The 20,817-nt window shown below is 51.7% G+C and carries 19 protein-coding genes; 7 read left to right on the plus strand and 12 right to left on the minus strand.

The window, feature by feature from the left end:
* The first annotated feature begins 190 nt into the window (after positions 1-190).
* Both JNC80_RS08065 and JNC80_RS08070 read left to right on the plus strand, forming a co-directional pair.
* Positions 191-1,420: a bifunctional 2-C-methyl-D-erythritol 4-phosphate cytidylyltransferase/2-C-methyl-D-erythritol 2,4-cyclodiphosphate synthase gene (locus JNC80_RS08065; RefSeq protein WP_376710011.1), complete on the plus strand. Its 1,230-nt coding sequence runs from the start codon at positions 191-193 to the stop codon at positions 1,418-1,420.
* 70 nt (positions 1,421-1,490) lie between these two features.
* Complete coding sequence (locus JNC80_RS08070) at positions 1,491-1,988, plus strand: CinA family protein (protein ID WP_376710012.1); 498 nt, start codon at positions 1,491-1,493, stop codon at positions 1,986-1,988.
* 6 nt (positions 1,989-1,994) lie between these two features.
* On the opposite strand, the gene JNC80_RS08075 is transcribed toward JNC80_RS08070, so the two are convergent.
* The 11 genes from JNC80_RS08075 to JNC80_RS08125 all read right to left on the minus strand — a co-directional run bounded on the left by JNC80_RS08075 (position 1,995) and on the right by JNC80_RS08125 (position 14,497).
* Positions 1,995-2,468: a type II toxin-antitoxin system RatA family toxin gene (locus JNC80_RS08075; protein ID WP_376710013.1), complete on the minus strand. Its 474-nt coding sequence runs from the start codon at positions 2,466-2,468 to the stop codon at positions 1,995-1,997.
* A 12-nt stretch (positions 2,469-2,480) separates the two neighbouring features.
* Complete coding sequence (gene lipA, locus JNC80_RS08080) at positions 2,481-3,449, minus strand: lipoyl synthase (RefSeq protein WP_022712365.1); 969 nt, start codon at positions 3,447-3,449, stop codon at positions 2,481-2,483.
* A 179-nt stretch (positions 3,450-3,628) separates the two neighbouring features.
* The gene (locus JNC80_RS08085) at positions 3,629-3,826 is read right to left on the minus strand and encodes a hypothetical protein (protein WP_028233977.1); all 198 of its coding nucleotides are present in this window, start codon (positions 3,824-3,826) and stop codon (positions 3,629-3,631) included.
* A gap of 125 nt (positions 3,827-3,951) precedes the next feature.
* The gene (gene lpdA, locus JNC80_RS08090; RefSeq protein WP_376710014.1) at positions 3,952-5,415 is read right to left on the minus strand and encodes a dihydrolipoyl dehydrogenase; all 1,464 of its coding nucleotides are present in this window, start codon (positions 5,413-5,415) and stop codon (positions 3,952-3,954) included.
* 118 nt (positions 5,416-5,533) lie between these two features.
* Positions 5,534-6,172 carry an SGNH/GDSL hydrolase family protein gene (locus tag JNC80_RS08095; RefSeq protein WP_376710015.1) on the minus strand — a complete coding sequence of 213 codons (639 nt, stop codon included), beginning with the start codon at positions 6,170-6,172 and terminating at the stop codon, positions 5,534-5,536.
* Between the two features lie 59 nt (positions 6,173-6,231).
* Positions 6,232-7,590, minus strand: a complete 1,359-nt coding sequence (locus JNC80_RS08100) for a pyruvate dehydrogenase complex dihydrolipoamide acetyltransferase (RefSeq protein WP_376710016.1) — start codon at positions 7,588-7,590, stop codon at positions 6,232-6,234.
* A 14-nt stretch (positions 7,591-7,604) separates the two neighbouring features.
* Positions 7,605-9,014 (minus strand): pyruvate dehydrogenase complex E1 component subunit beta, encoded by a 1,410-nt coding sequence (locus JNC80_RS08105; RefSeq protein WP_022712370.1) that lies wholly within the window; start codon positions 9,012-9,014, stop codon positions 7,605-7,607.
* Between the two features lie 12 nt (positions 9,015-9,026).
* Entirely contained in the window at positions 9,027-10,067 is a 1,041-nt protein-coding gene (gene pdhA, locus JNC80_RS08110) for a pyruvate dehydrogenase (acetyl-transferring) E1 component subunit alpha (protein ID WP_022712371.1), read from the minus strand.
* A gap of 131 nt (positions 10,068-10,198) precedes the next feature.
* The gene (locus JNC80_RS08115; RefSeq protein ID WP_022712372.1) at positions 10,199-10,528 is read right to left on the minus strand and encodes an FtsB family cell division protein; all 330 of its coding nucleotides are present in this window, start codon (positions 10,526-10,528) and stop codon (positions 10,199-10,201) included.
* A 317-nt stretch (positions 10,529-10,845) separates the two neighbouring features.
* Positions 10,846-12,123, minus strand: coding sequence for a phosphopyruvate hydratase (gene eno, locus JNC80_RS08120; protein WP_075655404.1), 1,278 nt, complete (start codon positions 12,121-12,123; stop codon positions 10,846-10,848).
* Between the two features lie 295 nt (positions 12,124-12,418).
* A complete protein-coding gene (locus JNC80_RS08125; RefSeq protein WP_376710017.1) occupies positions 12,419-14,497 on the minus strand; it encodes a L,D-transpeptidase family protein in 2,079 nt (692 codons plus the stop codon).
* Positions 14,498-14,789: 292 nt separating this feature from the next.
* On the opposite strand from JNC80_RS08125, the gene JNC80_RS08130 reads away from it, so the two are divergent.
* Positions 14,790-16,409, plus strand: coding sequence for a fumarate hydratase (locus JNC80_RS08130; RefSeq protein ID WP_075655406.1), 1,620 nt, complete (start codon positions 14,790-14,792; stop codon positions 16,407-16,409).
* A gap of 96 nt (positions 16,410-16,505) precedes the next feature.
* Here the strand turns inward: JNC80_RS08130 and JNC80_RS08135 are convergent, their stop codons facing one another.
* Positions 16,506-16,874 carry a gamma-butyrobetaine hydroxylase family protein gene (locus tag JNC80_RS08135; protein ID WP_113943225.1) on the minus strand — a complete coding sequence of 123 codons (369 nt, stop codon included), beginning with the start codon at positions 16,872-16,874 and terminating at the stop codon, positions 16,506-16,508.
* 157 nt (positions 16,875-17,031) lie between these two features.
* On the opposite strand from JNC80_RS08135, the gene moaA reads away from it, so the two are divergent.
* The 4 genes from moaA (at position 17,032) to mobB (ending at position 20,501) form a co-directional block, all read left to right on the plus strand.
* Positions 17,032-18,069: a GTP 3',8-cyclase MoaA gene (moaA, locus tag JNC80_RS08140; RefSeq protein ID WP_376710018.1), complete on the plus strand. Its 1,038-nt coding sequence runs from the start codon at positions 17,032-17,034 to the stop codon at positions 18,067-18,069.
* 259 nt (positions 18,070-18,328) lie between these two features.
* A complete protein-coding gene (locus tag JNC80_RS08145; RefSeq protein ID WP_213597673.1) occupies positions 18,329-19,261 on the plus strand; it encodes a DMT family transporter in 933 nt (310 codons plus the stop codon).
* A 32-nt stretch (positions 19,262-19,293) separates the two neighbouring features.
* On the plus strand, positions 19,294-19,995 hold the full coding sequence (mobA, locus tag JNC80_RS08150) for a molybdenum cofactor guanylyltransferase MobA (RefSeq protein WP_376710019.1): 702 nt from the start codon (positions 19,294-19,296) through the stop codon (positions 19,993-19,995).
* On the plus strand, positions 19,992-20,501 hold the full coding sequence (gene mobB / locus JNC80_RS08155) for a molybdopterin-guanine dinucleotide biosynthesis protein B (protein WP_225687748.1): 510 nt from the start codon (positions 19,992-19,994) through the stop codon (positions 20,499-20,501). Before mobA ends, mobB begins: the two co-directional genes overlap by 4 nt.
* The last annotated feature ends 316 nt before the right edge of the window (positions 20,502-20,817 follow it).

The following is a 20,817-nucleotide window of genomic DNA, read 5'->3' on the forward strand; positions in this document are numbered from 1 at the left end:
TCGCAATGCGATTAACCGATGAATCCATTATCAAAAAAACATCACTAGAGCGCCCTGCGCCCTCTTGGGCGCACAAAGGTCGCTCTAGATTCTTTAATGATCGCATTATCACTGTCGTCAAGCTGTACAAACTTGACTGTGAAATGCTCTAGCATTTCGTTTATCAAGGCGGTATTCGCTATAAACACAGGTGTGGCAGCTCGGAAAGGCTTTTCTCATTCGCACAGCAGCAGTTATAGTCGCCGCAGGACGCGGAGAACGCGCCGGTCAGAGCACCGAAGGCCCTAAACAATATCGCCGCATCGGCGGTCAGGCCGTTCTGGCGCATACTTTACGTACTTTTTTGGCCTGCGAGCAGATTTCACCTGTGGTGGTGGTGATCCATTCCGACGATCACGATCTTTATCATGCTGCGCTGCAACGCGCTGATATTGATGCCACGCGTATCCGCCTTGTTACCGGTGGCCCGACACGGCAGGAATCCACCCGTCTCGGCCTGCTCGCTTTGTGCGAGGATGCACCGGATTATGTGATGATTCATGACGGCGTGCGCCCGTTCATCACGCAGGATCTACTCAAGCGCATCATGATTGCCCTGCACCCGCAAACCGGCGTGCTGCCTGCCCTTGCCGTGTCCGATACGCTGAAACAGGCTGGCGGCGATGCTTTGGTCACCAAAACCGTGCCGCGCGCAGGCCTTTTTGCTGCGCAGACACCGCAGAGTTTTCCCTTCGCCCCAATTCTCGATGCGCATAATGCAGCATTTGCATTGGGACGCACAGATTTCACCGATGATGCCGCCATTGCAGAATGGCAGAGCATTCCTGTTCGTGTTGTCGAAGGCTCAGCCGACAATACTAAAATTACATGGGCAAAGGATATTGAAATGGCAGATCAGCGCTTGCGTCAGGATATGGTTGCATTTCCGGACATCCGCACGGGCAATGGTTATGACGTGCATAGTTTCGAAGAGGGCGACCATGTGTGGCTTTGCGGCGTGAAAATTCCGCATACACATAAACTCAATGGCCACTCCGATGCCGATGTGGCGCTGCATGCGCTGACGGATGCCCTGCTCGCCACCCGCGGTGCAGGCGATATCGGTACGCATTTCCCCCCGTCTGATCCGCAGTGGAAAGGTGCTGCCTCACGGCAATTTGTTGAGTTTGCAGTTAAAACTGTGCGCGAAGCCGGTGGACGTATCGCTAACGCCGATATTACACTGATTGCCGAAGAACCGAAAATTGGCCCGCATCGGGAAGCTATGACCGCAGAACTCAGCGATATGCTTGGCGTGAGCGCCGACCGTGTTTCGGTCAAAGCCACGACCAATGAGAAAATGGGCTTTGTCGGCCGCAAGGAAGGCATCGCCTCTATCGTGACTGTCAGCGTTATCTATCCGGGTGAAGTGCCCGCATAAAGGAAGAAGATCATGAGTTTGATTGCACAACATGTTCCCCAAAAGTGGGCAGCGGTTTTGGGACAAGAACATGTGCAATAATAAATCAACAGAGCAGGCCCTCGCCGTTCTTGATGCCTGCCGCAAGGCGCAACTCATGATTACCACTGCCGAATCCTGTACCGGCGGCATGATTGCCGCCGCACTAACCGACATAGCCGGTTCGTCCGATGTCGTTGATTGCGGCTTTGTCACCTATAGCAATGAAGCCAAAGCTTCACTGATCGGTGTTTCTCACAGTCTATTGCTTGAATTTGGTGCCGTATCCAAACCAGTCGCCATCGCCATGGCTGAAGGTGCACTGAAACATGCCCCGCAGGCTGGTATCAGCATTGCAGTCACCGGCGTTGCAGGCCCTTCCGGCGGCAGTGCCGAAAAACCGGTCGGGCTGGTACATATTGCCTGTGCAAGACATGGTTTTGAAACCTTGCATCTGGAATGCCGCTTCGGCGACCAATCGCGCGAAGCTATCCGGTTAGCCACAGTGCATGCTGCACTGGATTTGGTTCTGCAAAGACTGACTGAGTAATTTTAATTACTTAATCGCATTACCGGCTTCAATGCCGTAAATCTGATCGGCGCGTTTTTCAAAAGCTTCCGCAAATTTGCGGAAAGCCAGATCAAACATTGAGCCCATTACCAGACCAAGCGTGCGGCTCTTAAATTCATAATCAATGAAAAAATCCACATCGCTATGCGTACCATCACCGACCGGTACAAATGTCCAGCGATTGTCGAGATAGCGGAACGGGCCATCAATATATTTGACTTCAATCACCCATTCATCCGGCTTGAGCAGCACCTGCGTGGTGAATGTCTCACGGATGAGTTTGTAGCCGACAGTCATGTCGGCCACCAGTAATGTCTTGCCATCGCGCTCTTTACGCGAGCGGATGGTCAATGCTTCACACATCGGGACAAATTGCGGATAAGTTTCAACATCCGCGACGAGAGCAAACATTTGCTCCGCGCGGTGCTGAACCTGACGTGTGGCAGTAAATTGCGGCATGATCTATAAGTTTTAGTTACGGCTGGCGATCAGCGCTTCACGAGCAGCGCGCAGCTTGGCAAAATCATCGCCCGCATGGTGCGAAGAGCGTGTCAGCGGGCTGGAAGCAACCAGAAGGAAGCCTTTGGTTTTACCGATTGTGGCAAAAGACTTGAACTCATCCGGTGTCACATAACGGATAACCGCATGATGCTTACGGGTTGGCTGCAGATATTGACCAATGGTCATGAAATCCACATCAGCCGAGCGTAGATCATCCATCAGCTGCAGCACTTCATTACGCTCTTCACCCAGACCAACCATGATACCGGATTTCGTGAAAATGGTAGGATCGAGTTCTTTCACGCGCTGCAACAGACGCAGGGAGTGGAAGTAACGGGCACCCGGACGCACTTTCAGATAGTTGGACGGCACTGTTTCCAGATTGTGGTTGAACACATCCGGACGCGCCTTAACAACGATCTCCAGAGCACCTTCCTTACGCAGGAAGTCCGGTGTCAGAATTTCAATCGTAGTCTGCGGGCTGGCTGCACGGATTGCATGAATAACTTCAGCAAAATGCTGTGCACCGCCATCGGCCAGATCATCGCGGTCAACGGAGGTGATAACCACATGGGTCAGCCCCATCTGCTTCACAGCCTTGGCCACATTTTCCGGCTCATTCGGGTCGAGATTGGTCGGAATACCGGTCGATACGTTACAGAACGCGCAGGCACGGGTGCAGATTTCACCCATAATCATGAATGTCGCGTGTTTCTTATCCCAGCACTCGCCGATATTCGGGCAGCCGGCTTCCTCGCATACTGTGACAAGCTTGTTAGAGCGCACAATATCGCGGGTCTCGCCATAACCGCGCGAAGTCGGAGCTTTCACGCGAATCCAGTCAGGCTTTTTCAAAAGTGCTGTGTCGGGCCGGTTGGCCTTCTCAGGATGACGAAGGCGTTTTCTGTCGTCGTTAACGGTGTCCAGAAGCGTAACCATATGTCTTTCCCAAAACGGCCGTTGCGGCCTTCAGATTTCGTAACACCGGAAAGTCCGGCCAGAATATTGCGCCTGTTTATCAGGCAGGACGAACAAGGTAAACTACAAGCTTCAAACCCTGCTCTTATCAAAACTGATAACAGCTCATATAAGCCGTCAGCTTTTATATACAACCGGTCTCAACGTCGCGCCGCTTCACCGATTGCCTTGAATACCAGTGCCCAGATCAGGCCGAAACAAAATCCGGCCAGCCCCAGCGCCAGTGTTACACTCCACACGCCATACCAGCCCGAGAGTGCATAGCCATTGATTGAAATCACATTGCCGGACAGAAAGCTGAGCGTCGACACACCAAAACCAAGCCCCAGACCAATCAGTGTTGAATATTTCAGCACTGTCAGCGCGGCTTTGCGATAGGGTGATCCGTCTTTAATCAGCGGCAATTGCGATCCTTCTCAAGAGTAAAACCGGCCTGAATTTTATCATCAGGCCGGAATAGATATTAAGCGTTCAGAACTTTACCATAGGCATCCAGCACGCTTTCCTTCATCATTTCTGACAAGGTAGGATGCGGGAATACGGAATGCATCAGTTCTTCTTCAGTGGTTTCGAGATTCATTGCAATCACAAAACCCTGAATAAGTTCAGTGACTTCAGCGCCAACCATGTGCGCGCCGAGTAACTGGCCGGTCTTCTTGTCGAAAATGGTCTTAACCAGACCCTGATCTTCGCCCAGCGCAATCGCCTTACCGTTTGCAGCAAACTGGTAGCGGCCAACGCGGATGTCAAAGCCCTGTTCTTTGGCCTTGGCTTCGGTCAGACCAACGGAAGCAACCTGCGGGTTGCAATAGGTGCAGCCCGGAATTTTGCCCTTATCCAGCGCATGAACATTCGGCACACCGGCAATCTTCTCAACGCAGATAACACCTTCATGCTCGGCTTTATGTGCCAGCATCGGAGGACCGGCAACGTCGCCGATTGCATAAATACCTTCGACATTGGTCTTGCCGTAACCGTCAATCACCACGCAACCGCGATCAGTTTTAACGCCGAGTGCTTCAAGACCAAGATTTTCAATATTGCCGACAACACCGACAGCCGAGATCATGCGATCAGCAGTGATTTCCTGCACCTTACCATCATTGGTTTCAACGCTGGCGGTGACTGAATTCGCGCCTTTGACCACTTTGGTCACTTTGGCTTCGGTGATGATCTTCATGCCCTGCTTTTCAAGCAGCTTACGGGCAAAAGTCGAGATTTCTGCATCTTCAACCGGCATAATGTTTTTCATGACTTCAACAACAGTCACGTCAACGCCCATAGTGCGGTAGAAGGAAGCAAATTCGATACCAATAGCACCGGAACCCATAACCAGCAGGCTCTTTGGCAGTTCTTGCGGAACCATTGCTTCGAAATAGGTCCAGATCAGCTTGCCATCCGGCTCAATGCCAGGCAGCGCACGAGGGCGCGCACCGGTTGCCAGAATAATGTTTTTGGCAGAGTAAGTACCCTCACCCAAAACCCCTTTAGGTACCGGATTCTGTGGCAGCATCGGCTGTTTGGTGGTTTTGGAAACCACGATTTCAGCAGGCTTACCGGCGGATGCGCCTTTGGTGACTTTAGCTTCACCCCAGATCACATCGATCTTGTTCTTCTTCATCAGGAAGGCAACGCCGCCATTGAGGCGCGCTGACACACCGCGCGAACGGGCAACAACTGCCTTCACATCTGCGCTGATTTTACCTTCGAGCATCAGGCCGTAATCCTTGGCATTTTCACCGAAATGCAGAATTTCAGCCGAGCGCAGCAGAGCTTTGGTCGGGATACAGCCCCAGTTGAGGCAGATACCGCCAAGATGCTCACGTTCAACAATCGCGGTTTTAAGTCCGAGCTGAGCGGCACGGATAGCAGTTACATAACCGCCGGGACCGGAACCGACCACGATAACGTCGTAATTGTTGGACACGCTCATTCTCCTTGAATGGTTTCTATGCCGGTTACCGGCGCATCATTCATTTTATCTATTGGCTTTCGCGTATCTTGTCCGAAAACCGCTTCACACTTTTCGGGATACGCTCTTATAACTACAAACCCAAGATCAGGCGCACGACAGGCTCCAGTGCTTTGCCGATAACCCTTGTATTTTCCGCATCCAGATGCACACCATCCAGCGGCGTGGTTTTCGCAACGCCGGATGCATCAAAGAAGCTGCATTCCATTTCATCCGCCAGATCTGACAAGAGCAGCCCCAGCTTGCGCGATTCCGTAATACCACCGGCAAAGAGCGAGGCAAAAAACGGATCAGCACTCTCAGTGATATGCGGCGGAGCCACAATCAGAATATCCGGTACCGCATAGCCTTCGCGATACGGATGGCTGCGAATTTGCTGGATCAGCCTGCGCATACCGCAATGGCTGGAAAAAGCATCACCTGCGACCTGCGGTTTCATATCATTGCTGCCGAGCAGGATAATCACCAGATCAAGCGGCGCATGGGTACCCAGCAATGTCGGCAGAATGCGTGAACCGTTGCGGTCTTCCGGCGCGGTATAATCGTCAAAAGCAGTGGTGCGGCCGTTCAGCCCTTCAGCAATCACATGCGCCTGAGCACCAAGGCCTTTCTGCAAAACAGACGGCCAGCGATCCTCATGCGGCAGACGTGCACCATCCGGTGCCTGATAGCCCCATGTCAGTGAATCACCAAAACATAAAACTGATTTCATGTTCGCGCCTTTTGCGGGAAAGCAACGGCGCCCCAGAAATCTGAGGCGCCTGTCTTTTCTTAGACCAGCATACCGAGCGGGTTTTCAATATAGTTCTTGAAAACCTTCGCCAGTTCCGCAGCCAGCGCACCATCAACGGCGCGGTGGTCAGTGGAAAGCGTGACGGACATTACGGTTGCTACAGCCAGTTCGCCGTTTTTGACAACTGCGCGCTGTTCACCGGCACCAACTGCAAAGATTGTTGCATGTGGCGGGTTGATGATCGCTGCGAAGTCTTTAACGCCAAACATACCGAGGTTGGACACCGAAGTGGTGCCGCCCTGATATTCCGAAGGCTTCAGCTTACGGTCGCGGGCGCGCTTGGCCAGATCTTTCATCTCATTGGAGATGGCAGACAGAGCTTTGGTTTCTGCACCGCGAACGATTGGCGTAATCAGGCCACCCGGAATGGAAACGGCAACGCCGACATCCGCATGTTTGTGCTTGACCATGCCTGCATCAGTCCAGGAAACATTGGCTTCCGGAATATCGCGCAGTGCCAGAGCCGTTGCCTTGATGACCAGATCATTGACCGAAAGCTTGTAAGCAGGCACTTCGCCTTTTTCGGTTTTGATCATTGGTGCCGCAGCATTGAGCTGTGAACGCAGCGCCAGCAGAGCATCCAGTTCACAATCAATCGTCAGATAGAAATGCGGAACAGTCAGCTTGGATTCCATCAGGCGGCGCGCAATGGTTTTGCGCATACCGTCATGTGGTACCAGCTCGTATGAACCTTCCTCAAACATTTTGAGGGTGGCTTCATCCGAAGCGCCGGAAACGGCAATCTGAGGTGCAGCAGCAGAAGCAACCGGCTTGGCAGGAGCTTTAACGCCGGAAGCAATCGCAGCTTCAACATCCTTGCGGATGATGCGGCCATGCGGGCCGGTGCCGGAAACAGCAGCCAGTTCCACGCCTGCATCCTTGGCAACGCGACGTGCCAGCGGCGAAGCGAACAGACGCTCGCCTTTAGCAACAGGAGCCGGAGCAGCCGCAGGTGCAGGTGTCGCTGCCGGAGCAGCAGCAACCGGTGCCGGTGCGGATACTGGTGTAGCAGCAACCGGTGCAGCGGCTTCAGCTTTTGGCGCTGCGGCAGGTGCATCGCCTGAAGCTGCTTTCGCAGCTTCAGCAACATCTTCACCATCTTCCGCCAGAACAGCGATCAGGGCATTGACCTTCACGCTTTCAGTTCCGGCAGGCACAACCAGCTTGGCTACGATACCTTCATCAACGGCTTCTACTTCCATAGTTGCCTTGTCGGTTTCGATCTCGGCAATAACGTCACCAGCGGAGACTTTATCGCCTTCTTTGACCAGCCATTTTGCCAGATTACCTTCTTCCATTGTCGGAGAAAGAGCCGGCATCGTGATTTTGATAGCCATGTTTAATCTTCCCCTTAACGAGCGTAGGTGACAGCTTTAACAGCCTCAACAACTTCCGCAACCGATGGCAGTGCCAGCTTTTCAAGGTTGGCGGCATATGGCATCGGCACGTCTTTACCGGCGATGGTCATAATCGGCGCATCAAGATAGTCGAAAGCCTGCTGCATCACGCGGGTTGCAATTTCTGTACCCACGGAAGACTGCGGGAAGCCTTCTTCAACAGTAACCAGACGGCCGGTCTTTTTGACCGATTCAATCACAGTCGGCATATCCATCGGACGGATGGTACGCAGATCGATGATTTCAACGTCAATACCCTGCTGAGCCAGCTCTTCAGCGGCCTTGATCGCATAGGTCATGCCAATACCGAAGGACACGATGGTCGCATCTTTACCGACTTTATGAATGCGGGCTTTGCCGATTGGCAGCACGAAATCTTCAATGTCCGGCACATCAAATGTGTGGCCATACATAACTTCGTTTTCAAGGAAGATGATCGGGTTCGGATCACGGATTGCAGCCTTGAGCAGGCCTTTAGCATCAGCAGCCGAATAAGGCATGATGACCTTCAGACCCGGAATATGGCTGTACCATGCCGCATAGCACTGGGAGTGCTGTGCGCCAACGCGCGCTGCCGCGCCTGAAGGACCACGGAACACCATAGGCGCCCCCATCTGACCACCGGACATATACAATGTCTTGGCAGCAGAGTTGATGATCTGGTCGATCGCCTGCATGGCGAAGTTGAAGGTCATGAATTCAACAATCGGGCGCAGACCAGTGTAAGCAGCACCAACAGCGATACCGGCAAAGCCGTGCTCGGTGATTGGTGTATCGACAACGCGCTTGTCACCGAATTCAGCCAGAAGGCCTTTGGTTACCTTATAGGCACCTTCATATTCAGCAACTTCTTCACCCATAACGAATACATCAGGGTCGCGGCGCATTTCTTCGGCCATTGCGTCACGCAGAGCGTCACGAACAGTGGTCGGCACCATCTTTGTACCAGCCGGAATATCCGGATCATTGGCAACTTCGATTTTAGGTGCAGCAGGAGCGGCAGGTGTTGAAGCACCTGGCTTCTCACCGGCAACAACTGGTGCTTCCGAAGTCACCATGGTCGGCTGTTCAACGGCAGGCGCGGCAGCAGGAGCCGCTGCGCCAATGCTGTCAGCGCTTTCACCGTCAGCCAGCAACACAGCAATCACTGAGTTTACCTTAACGCCTTCAGTACCTTCAGCAATCAGCAGTTTGCCGATAGTGCCTTCGTCAACAGCTTCCACTTCCATGGTTGCTTTATCGGTTTCAATCTCAGCAATGACATCACCGGAAGCGACTTTGTCGCCTTCCTTTTTCAGCCATTTGGAGAGTTTGCCCTCTTCCATTGTCGGGGAGAGCGCTGGCATAAGAATTTCAACAGGCATAGCGCTCGCTCCTTACAGCAGAATATCAGTGTAGAGTTCAGATGCATCCGGCTCCGGATCATTCTGTGCAAAGTCTGCTGAATCAGCAACAATGTCACGAACTTCCTTATCAATCGCCTTCAGGTCATCTTCCGAGAACCAGCCATTATCCATCATGCGGTATTTAACCTGCTCGATCGGATCATGCTCGGAGCGCATTTTCTGCACTTCATCCTTACTGCGGTATTTCGCAGGATCGGACATCGAGTGACCACGGTAACGATAGGTCTGCATTTCGAGAATGATCGGACCCTTGCCGGAACGTGCCCATTCCAGTGCTTCTTCACTGGCGGCGTTCACAGCGCGCACATCCATACCGTCAACCTGAATACCAGGAATATTGAAGGACAGACCGCGACGGGAGAAATCGGTTTCAGCCGAAGCGCGGGTTACAGCAGTACCCATCGCATAGCGGTTGTTTTCGATTACAAATACAACAGGCAGCTTCCACAGCGATGCCATGTTGAAGCTTTCGTAAACCTGACCCTGGTTGGCAGCGCCGTCACCGAAATAGGTGATGGAAACGCTGTCATTACCGCGATAGCGGTTTGCAAAAGCCAGACCGGTACCGAGCGACACCTGCGCACCAACAATACCGTGACCGCCGTAGAAATGCTTCTCTTTCGAGAACATATGCATCGAGCCGCCCTTGCCTTTCGACAAGCCACCGCGACGACCGGTCAGCTCAGCCATCACGCCGCGCGCGCTCATACCGGCTGCGAGCATGTGACCGTGGTCGCGATAGGCAGTGATAACCTGATCGCCTTCCTGCATAGCTTTCTGCATGCCGACAACAACAGCTTCCTGACCAATGTAAAGATGACAGAAACCGCCGATGAAACCCATACCATAGAGCTGACCGGCTTTTTCTTCGAAGCGACGGATCAGCAGCATCTCACGGTAAGCGTGAAGATCTTCTTCTTTGGTGAACTGGTTAGGCTGGGGTGCCTTGAGAGTGTTAGACAGAGCTGCCTGCGATTTACCCGCAGCAGTTTTTTGTGCCCTAGGTGCCATATTTTGCTCCCTGTTATGGTGGGCGCAGAATAAACCTCATCAGCCAAACTTACAATATGTCTAAACAGCTAATTTTGCACTATTTAAGCTATTGAAAATAATAAGAAAACATCCAATTAACTGCAATTCAGTTAATTGGTCTTTTTGCCGCGATCGACAATAATTGTAACCTCATCCGCATGAGACAGATTCAATGCGCGACGCGCCTGCTCATCCAGAATATCCTTATCAATTGAACCGTCACGAAGCTGCAAAACCTGTCGCTCCAGAGACTCTCTCTGCTCGGTCAGATCAGTCAGCTGCTTATTGAGCGAAACGGTTTGCGCCAGCAATTGTTCCTTGGAATAGATACCATAGGCACCATTATAAGCATGAAAACCAAAATAGGACAAAAAAGCCGTAGCCAGAACCGGCACAATCAGGCGGCCTTTAATGCTTTTACGCTTTTGTTTTGTCCACATACTCACACCTCTGGAGCAATACGCATCCGATACGCGGATATCTGCCCGTAAATAAGGACTGGAATTATCAACACACGATAAATTCCACCCGATATTTATTTAAAGCATATTAGCCTTAACAGAGACTTACGGAACCAGAGAAAAGCTGCACTTAGAGCATAATTTTTTAAATCTGAATCAATTCAAGTTAAAATTATGCTCTCATTTTAAAGTGTTCGAGCGACCTTTGTGCGCCCAATCGGGCACACGGCGCTCGAATACAAAAAAGACCTGCATTTTCATGCAGGCCTCTCCTTAATTTATCTCTAAGCAGGATCTTACAGGCCTTTAAAAGCCGAACGACCGGCATAACGTGCCTGTGTGCCGAGCTCTTCTTCAATACGGATCAGCTGGTTGTATTTTGCCAACCGGTCTGAACGTGCCAGCGAGCCGGTTTTGATCTGGCCGCAATTGGTGGCAACAGCGAGATCCGCAATAGTGGAATCTTCTGTTTCGCCCGAGCGGTGCGACATCACAGCGGTGTAGCCGTTCTTATGAGCGGTTTCCACGGCATCCATGGTTTCAGACAGCGTACCGATCTGGTTGACTTTAACCAGAATGGAATTGGCAACGCCCATTTTGATACCATCACGCAGACGTGCGGAATTGGTTACGAACAGATCATCGCCAACGAGCTGGGTTTTCTTGCCTGTCAGATCGGTGAGGGTCTTCCAGCCTGCCCAATCATCTTCCGACATACCGTCTTCAATGCTGATGATCGGATAATCTGTGGCCAGCTTGGCCAGATATTCAGCCTGCTGTTGCGGTGTGCGGGTTACGCCCTCGCCTTCATAGACGTAATTACCGCCTTTGAAGAATTCCGTCGCGGCGCAATCCAGACCGATTGCGATTTCTTCACCTGGTTTGAAACCGGCTTTTGCAATCGATTCCATAACGAAATCCAACGCCGCTTCCGCGCTCAGCAGGTTAGGAGCAAAACCGCCCTCGTCACCGACATTGGTGTTGTGACCGGCAGCTTTCAGGCGGGATTTCAGTGTGTGGAACACTTCCGCACCGTAACGCACAGCTTCACGCAGAGAAGATGCGCCGACCGGCAGAATCATGAATTCCTGAAAATCAATCGGATTATCCGCATGTGCGCCGCCATTGATGATATTCATCATCGGCACCGGCAGGATATGGGCATTGGCACCGCCAACATAGCGATAAAGCGGCTGACCGGAAGCCTGTGCAGCAGCTTTGGCAACTGCAAGGGAAACGCCGAGGATAGCATTGGCGCCGAGGCGGCTTTTGTTTGGCGTACCGTCCAGATCAATCATGGTCTGGTCGATTTCGATCTGATATTCCGCTTCATGGCCGGCCAGCGCATCAAAAATCGCACCATTGACGGCTTCAACGGCCTGTTCAACGCCTTTACCTAAGTAACGGGTACCGCCATCACGCAGTTCAACTGCTTCGTGAGCGCCGGTTGATGCACCGCTTGGTACAGCCGCACGGCCAAAAGAACCGTCTTCCAGTGTCACATCAACTTCAACAGTCGGATTGCCGCGGCTGTCGAGAATTTCACGACCGACAATATCGATGATCGCTGTCATTGGGAGTATCCTTCCATAAAGCATGTCCGGCAAAATGACGAAGCGGTTTTGCGTAAAGACAATGCGTAAAACAAACCGGTAGAGCCAACACCGCGCCGCCCTCATCAGCCGAAACGGTATTACAGAAATTTCGCGCTATTGATAACCAATCAGATTGCCGGACGCAAAGGACTTCGGCCAATCAGATGTTAATTTCCGGATTTTCAAACGATATTAAAGTGAAGAGTTTGCGACAGCGGCAAAAATCCCGCCCACAAAATAAAAAAGGAGCAAATGAACTGCTCCTTTTTTACATTTACATTGCCGCTACCCGACTCTGTTCCGTTTTCTGGAAAGCCTTAGCCAGACCTTCATCACGCGCATAAACATCGTCATAATAACGGATTTTACCACTCGCTTCGTCCGGCCATGCGGTGAAATAGGTCAGGTAAATCGGCACGCCGGACGGCACCTTAATACCGCGCTCATTTTTGCCGAAATATTTGGTCAGGTTTTCCTCACCGGTACTCATGACCGCAGAAGCCATGGCACGCGGATCAGCCAGACGGATACAGCCATGGCTGATCGCCCGCATATCGCGCTTGAACGCTGCTTTTGACGGTGTGTCATGCAAATAGATATCGTGGCTGTTCGGGAACAAAATTTTCAATTCACCCAGCGCATTATTCGGGCCCGGCTTCTGGCGCACACCCACATGTGCTTTGCCTTGGGCAACCGCAGACCAGTTGACCGAGGATGAAGCCACGCGCTTGCCACCGGCAATCACTTCATAATTATTGCGGTCAAGATAGCCGGAATCAGCCAGAATACGCGGCATCATCTCATTCATTACAATAGAGCGCGGCACGCCCCATGACGGGTTAAATACCACAGTGCTGATTGTGTCATAGAAAAAATGCGTCTGGTTGCGCGGTGACCCGATCACCACATCCATTGCCAGTTGTTCTTTGCCCTGATCGAAATATTGCGCACGATAGGCAGGTTGATTGACGAAGACATAGCGCTGACCGAAGTCACGCGGCAGCCAGCGCAGGCGCTCCATTGCATAGAGAATACGCTCGCGTTTGACCGAAGATGTTTCGCCCTGCAAACCTGCGATGGTCGCGCGACCAATCACACCATCCGGCGTTTTTCCCATCAGTTTCTGATAGTCTTTGACCGCAGCCACCAGTTCAGGATCATAAAGAGTCCCGTCTTTGTGACGGTCAAACATCTCCTGATAGCTATTCAGATAACCGGCCGGTGCTTTCTGAACGATCAGCGCCAGAATTTTAGGCAGTTCCGCATTGTCCTGACCCGGTTTAATCAGTGTATCCGCGGCAATACTCACAGTGTTTTTTGTTTCCGGCTTCATCGAAGCCAGTTGCGCTTTCAGCTTCTGATAATAGCTGTTTTGCGGGTTGAAAGCGGCCAAGGTTTCCGCAGGTTCAGCATCGGCAGCCAGAGCCTTCAGCACCAGTTCCGGCTTGATGCGATTGCGCGGCAGATCGTGGAAACCGCTCAGGCGATTGGCGATCACCCGTCCCTCACCGGCATCCAGCGCATAGCGCAATGCCCGTGCGGTCAGATTGATTTCAAATGCTGCCATTTCACGAATGCGCTGATCTTTTTGCGCAGCGTCAAAGGCCAGATCAGGCACCTTCACCGCATATTCAGCAGGAACCAGCCCGTCTTCTTCTGCCCGTTCGAACAGCGCCAGCACATCTTCAGCGCGGGAAGAAACATTCAGACCGTCAGACCACAGAAGTGCCTGCTCGGTTGCATAGAAGGACACAATTGCCTCTGCAACAGACTGTTCAGCCTTAACATCTGTGGCTTTCATTGCATCCAGAACTGCAGTCACCAGAGCTGTGTCCGTTTGCACTGCGGTCTTTTTGGCAACCGGATTAATCAGCCCATCGGCACGCTGGGGCAGAGTGCTGATAAAATCCGCAGCTTCAGCATAAAGTTCAGACGGCAGCAAGCCACCCTCATCCTCAAAAATGGCTGCGGTCAGCTGCATATCAACTGCGGTGAAATCCACTTTCACCAGCTTTTCAGGCTTGTAATCGTAAATCTGCGGGCCTTTAACCGAAACAGCTTTAACAGGCGCAGTTACGCTTTTGGCAGGCTGCGCGGCACCGGCAGGCTTGGCAGTGCGTGCTGCGCCCGTGGCTTGCGGCACCTGCTGAACAGGCTGCTGTATTTGCTGGCGCTGCATTTCACGCGCCTCACGCTTCTCACGGAACAAATCCATCAGATTGCTGGCTGCATTGGCAGACTGCACCGGAGCCAGCACAGAAATACCGGTAACAGCGGTGATAGCCGTTGTAAAAAATGCATTGCGCATGGAAGAACTTACGATCAGGGGAAAGGATTTCAGCGAAAGTGTCATATCTGTCCGTCAGTTCTCGAGCAAAACAAGCTATGCAGGCAGTGGACGGCGAAATGATCCGGCACCGCAATGATTCATTCCCAATAGTGTGTGCCATTGTGATTTAGAAACTTTTAACAATAAATATAATTTTAGCGGACAAAGCCCCTCCTCCCGTCAAAACTTAGAAAAAGATCAATCTGCCGCAGTGGCAATAGCGGCCACAAGCGTTAAAAGCCCGTCATCTGATAACTTACGTCTGACCGGCTGCCTGCTGAAACCTCAGCGGCAAAACCGGCGAACAAGGTGATATATGGCTGAGCAAGTAAATACCGGAATGTTTCCGCTTGGTGAGGACACAACCCCCTATCGCAAACTGACATCTGATTATGTCTCGGTCGATACATTCAAAGGTCAGGAAATCCTGACTGTTGAACAGGAAGGCCTGCGTCTGCTGGCCGAAGCTGCTTTTGCCGACATCAACCATCTGCTGCGTCCGGGTCATCTGCAGCAGCTCAGCAATATTATGGAAGATCCGGAAGCAACCGATAATGACCGTTTTGTTGCCTATGATCTTCTGAAAAACGCGAATATTGCCGCTGGCGGCGTGCTGCCGATGTGTCAGGATACCGGCACCGCGATCATTATGGGCAAAAAAGGCCGTCGCGTCTGGACTGAAGGCGGCGATGAAAGCGCGCTGGGTTCCGGTGTGATGGATGCCTATTTCAAAAAGAACCTGCGCTATTCCCAGCTGGCACCGCTGGAAATGTTCAAAGAACAGAACACCAAAAACAACCTGCCTGCACAAATCGACATTTATCAGGAAGGCGAAGACGCCTATAAATTCCTGTTTGTCGCCAAAGGCGGCGGTTCAGCCAATAAGACATTCCTGTTTCAGGGCACACCTTCCCTGCTGACTCATGACCGGATGATCGAGTTTCTTAAAGAGAAAATCCTGACGCTTGGTACATCAGCCTGCCCGCCATACCATCTGGCGATCGTTATCGGCGGCACATCGGCGGAACAGAATCTCAAGACTGTTAAACTAGCCTCCACCCGCTATCTCGACAGCCTGCCGACCAAAGGCTCGGAAGACGGACATGCATTCCGCGATCTGGAAATGGAACAGGAAATCCACAAACTCACCCAGTCTCTCGGCGTGGGTGCCCAGTTCGGCGGCAAATATTTCTGCCATGATGTTCGCGTTATCCGCCTGCCACGCCACGGCGCATCGCTGCCGATTGGTCTGGGCGTTTCCTGCTCGGCCGACCGTCAGGCAAAAGGCAAGATCACCAAAGACGGTATCTTCCTTGAGCAGCTGGAAACCAATCCGGCGAAATATATGCCTGACATTGATGAAGCCAAGCTCTCTGACAGCGTGGTGAAAATCGACCTCAACCAGCCGATGGAAGAGATTCTCAAGACCCTGTCGCAGCATCCGGTGAAGACCCGCCTGTCGCTGACCGGCTCCATCATCGTGGCACGTGATCTTGCACATGCGAAAATCCGCGAGCGTCTGGAAAACGGTGATAGCATGCCGGATTATTTCAAAAATCATCCGATTTATTATGCAGGCCCTGCCAAGACTCCAACCGGTTACGCTTCAGGCTCTTTCGGCCCGACAACCGCTGGCCGTATGGATTCCTATGTGGATCAGTTCCAGTCTTTCGGCGGCTCCATGGTCATGCTGGCCAAAGGCAACCGTTCCCGTCAGGTGCGTGATGCTTGTGGCAAGCATGGTGGCTTCTATCTCGGCTCCATCGGCGGCCCCGCTGCACGTCTGGCTCAGGACTGCATCAAGAAAGTTGAAGTGGTCGAATATCCGGAACTCGGTATGGAAGCCATCTGGCGCATTGAAGTTGAAGATTTCCCTGCCTTCATCGTCATTGACGACAAGGGCAATGACTTCTTCAAAGAACTCAATCTTTCATAAAACCAAAAAGAAAGCCGGAGGAAACTCCGGCTTTCTTGCTTTTAGAATTACGCAGTTTCGAACGAAAAACCGGCGACCACTTTTTCTGAAACTGCTTTAATGAAACTTCGGTTCGCGGCTGAGATTTTTCTCTTTCAGCTCATCGAGATAGCCCTGCCAGCGGGTTTCATATTCCTCACCGAGCTGATGCAGATAAATCCATGTGAACAGGCCGGTATCATGCATATCATCAAAACTGATGCGCACCGCATAATTGCCAACCGGGTCAATCTTCATAATGCCAACATTGATCTTACCCGGCACAGTCACGCGCTGCTCGGGCGAATGTCCCTGCACTTCCGCTGACGGCGACAAGACACGCAGCATCTCCGCCGGAAATGAATAATTATGTCCGTTATTGAATGTCACAGACAGGGTTTTGCGGTCTTGAGAAACCCGCAACTCTTCCGGCCAGATATCGCTCATTGAATGATCCACCATATTCACGTCTGCCTTACGTGGTAATATCAGAAACACTGACGGGCAAGAGCCTGCGTGACATAATGGTACTGGACAGCACCATATGTTGAACTTATCTCTCTTATATAGAAGCGATGACTGAAGAAGCCGATATACAGGTAATATGGACGTAACAGCACTGAATGCCCAAAAAACAACGCCGGTAGCACCTATGATTGACCCGTTCGGACGGGCAATTACCTATTTGCGCGTTTCTGTAACTGACCGCTGTGATTTCCGTTGCACCTATTGCATGGCCGAACATATGACCTTTCTGCCGAAGAAAGATCTGTTGTCGCTGGAAGAACTCGACCGCCTTTGTTCAATTTTTATTGATAAAGGCGTGCGCAAAATCCGCCTCACCGGTGGTGAGCCGCTGGTGCGTAAAAATATCATGCACCTCATCGGCAGTCTGTCGCGCCATATTGAAGCCGGTGCGCTTGATGAACTGACACTGACCACCAATGGTTCGCAGCTCTCCCGCTACGCAGAGGAACTGGCAGCCTGCGGTATCAAACGCATCAATGTCTCGCTCGACACGCTGGATGCGGAAAAGTTCAAGACAATCACCCGCTGGGGTGATCTGGCGCAGGTTCTGCGTGGTATTGATGCCGCGCAAAAAGCAGGCATTCATATCAAGCTCAATGCCGTGGCTCTCAAAGGTTTTAACGATCATGAGGTTCCGGACATGCTGCGCTGGGCGCATGGCCGCGGCATGGATATGACACTGATTGAAACCATGCCGATGGGTGAGATTGATCTCGACCGCACTGATCAGTATCTGCCGCTCTCCATGCTGCGTGCTACGCTTGCACGCCAGTTCACCATGACTGATATTCCCTACCAGACAGGTGGGCCTGCCCGTTATGTGCAGATTGCGGAAACCGGCGGCCGCCTCGGCTTCATCACGCCGATGACTCATAATTTCTGCGAAAGTTGCAACCGCGTGCGCATCACCTGCACCGGCACACTTTATATGTGCCTTGGTCAGGAAGATGCGGCCGACCTGCGTGAACCACTGCGGGCAAGTGCTGATAATGCGCTGCTGTCGGAAGCAATCGACAATGCAATTTTGCGCAAGCCAAAAGGCCATGACTTCATCATCGACCGGCGACATAACCGCCCTGCAGTCTCGCGCCATATGAGTGTCACCGGCGGCTAAAGCGCATCAGCGTTAAGTGCACTCATTTAACGCCCGCGACCATGCGATGTGCACATGGCCTAATCCGGATCATAAACCGGCATTATCTTGATTTTTATATCATTATTTTGCTGTGCATGACGCAAACGGGTGACCATGTCGCATAAATACTTGTTATAAGTCCGGCATAAAAGCATTTCCGGCAAAAGTGCGTGAGCCTTTTGCGCAGGACGATGCTCTAAATGAAAAGCTCTTCAGCTTTTCCTGCAGGAATATGACCGTGGCACTTTCAGCTAATATCCGCTCCAGTCTTTATATGATGCTCGGCATGGGTGTTTTCGCCATCGGCGATGCCCTGACCAAATATTCCACGCAGACGCTCAATCTCGGGCAGTTCATGTTTATGCGCGGATTATTATGCATTCTCCTGCTGGCCTTTATTGCCGCAAGACAAGGCGTGCTCAGCCGCTGGCGCGATGCATTGGACAAAGTCACCATCCTGCGTGGCTTTGGTGAGGTCGGCGCGACGACCTTTTATCTGGTAGGACTCACACATCTATCCCTCGCTTTTGTCTCATCGGTCTATCAGGCCGTGCCGCTGGCAGTAACGCTGGGTGCAGTGCTGTTTCTCGGTGAAAAAGTCGGCTGGCGGCGCTGGTTGTCAATTGGCATCGGCTTTATTGGCGTATTGATTATCATCCGCCCCGGTGGCGACGGCGACGGTACCGGCATGAATGCCTATGCCCTGCTGCTGCTTGTTGGTGTTTGCTTTACTGCCATGCGCGATCTCTCGACCCGCCGCATCAATATGCAGATCCCGACCATTCTGATTTCTGCCATGACTTCGATTATGATTACCATTACCGGTTTCATTATCATGCAGACGGATACCGGCTGGGTGCAGCCGACAACGACAGATATTATCCATGTCAGCATTGCTGCTGTGCTGCTCATCATCGGCTATCACTGCATTATCCTTGCCACCCGCGCCGGTGACATGTCCTTTGCGTCGCCGTTTCGCTATACCAGCCTGCTTTGGGCAATCGCGCTGAGCTATATTGTATTCAATCAGATACCGGATCAGAATACGCTGATCGGCTCTGCAATCGTGGTCGCCAGCGGTTGCTATATGCTTTATCGTGAAGCAATTACGGGCTACCGGATGCGTAGGGAGTTGCGGCGGCAAAATGCCGGAAGCAGTATTTCTCCCTGAAATCCGGCTTTTCAATCAAAGGTGCGTCAGTCATGTCTGTCCCGATCATATCTACCGGCAAACAAGTGCTGACAGGTAAAAATGTTTTGGGGCTCATTCTGGCAGGCGGCAGCAGCCAGCGTCTCGGCGGCGGCGACAAATCCCTGCGCCCGCTCGGAGATCATACTATTCTTCATCAGGTATGCGCGCGCCTGAAGCCGCAAACCGATCAGATCATTCTCAGCGCCAATAGCGATCCTGCCTTTTTCGCAAGTTTCGGCTATCCGGTTATCAATGACGGGAAATGGCTAAACAGCGGCCCGCTGGCCGGTATACTCGCCGGTTGTCATTATGCAACCCAGCTTGGTTGCAGCCATGTAATGAGCGTGGCCGCGGATACACCGTTTTTCCCACCCGATTTGTTGCACCGCTTTGCGCAAACCTTGGCTGGCGCAGCTTCCCCCATGGAGGACACAATTATATTTGCACGCTCGGATTTTGGTGCGCATCCGACCTTTGCACTGTGGCCTGCCAATATTGCTGCCTCATTGGAAAACTGGCTCTCAGAAACCAAAAGACGCAGCATTCGCGTTTTCGCGAATAATCACACTGTTGCCTATGCAGATTTCAGCGAAACTGATAAAATCAGCGGTCTTGATCCGTTTTTTAACATAAACACACAAACGGAACTGGCGCTGGCCAGATCAGCCTGGCAATTGCAGGATATGAGCGGCTGGCAGGAGCGTGAATCATGACTCAGAAAATCTTCGGCATCACCGGATGGAAAAACTCCGGCAAAACCACACTTGCGGAATGTGTGGTGCGCGAACTAACCAAACGCGGCTATAAAATCTCAACAATCAAACATGCCCATCACAGTTTTGACATTGATACAGTGGGAACGGATTCCTATCGCCACCGTCAAGCCGGAGCTGCTGAGGTTGCCATTGTCTCTTTCAATCGCTGGGCATTGATGCATGAATTGCGCGATGCTCAGGAGCCTGCGCTTGAGGAAATTGTCGGTCGTATGGCGCCCTGCGACCTGATACTGGTTGAGGGTTACAAGAACGATAAACATCCAAAAATTGAAGTGCGGCGCAAAGACAGTCCGACTCAAATCCCCCTCAATGCAGAGCAATATTCGATCGTGGCCATCGCCACTGATGAGGGTTTGAGAGATCAGAGCGTACCGGTTCTGGATCTGAATAATATTGCTGCCGTCAGCGATTTTGTCGAAAACTACTGCGGATTGAAAAACTGAAACCGGAAAACAGGGTTTGAGAACGGATTACAACAATGAAATTAAAACATTAAATTATCCAAACAATCTATTGATTTAAAATCATAAATTAAAAAATCAACCTCAAGAATGCTCGCGAACTGCTGAGCAGTAATTTTCACATTTGCTCACATTGTTTTAAAACGCTTTTTTACCCTTGCCTTTCTCGCAAAAATGGTGGGAATATCCAGCGAACAATTATTACGTCAGAATCCGGTAAAAAATAAACCGATTAGAATAAACCGGCTTTGTAGTTCTGACATTATGATTGCAACTTTTGGATGGGTTAAACGGGTGA

Source organism: Pseudochrobactrum lubricantis, from assembly GCF_041929865.1.
Classification (GTDB): domain Bacteria; phylum Pseudomonadota; class Alphaproteobacteria; order Rhizobiales; family Rhizobiaceae; genus Pseudochrobactrum; species Pseudochrobactrum saccharolyticum.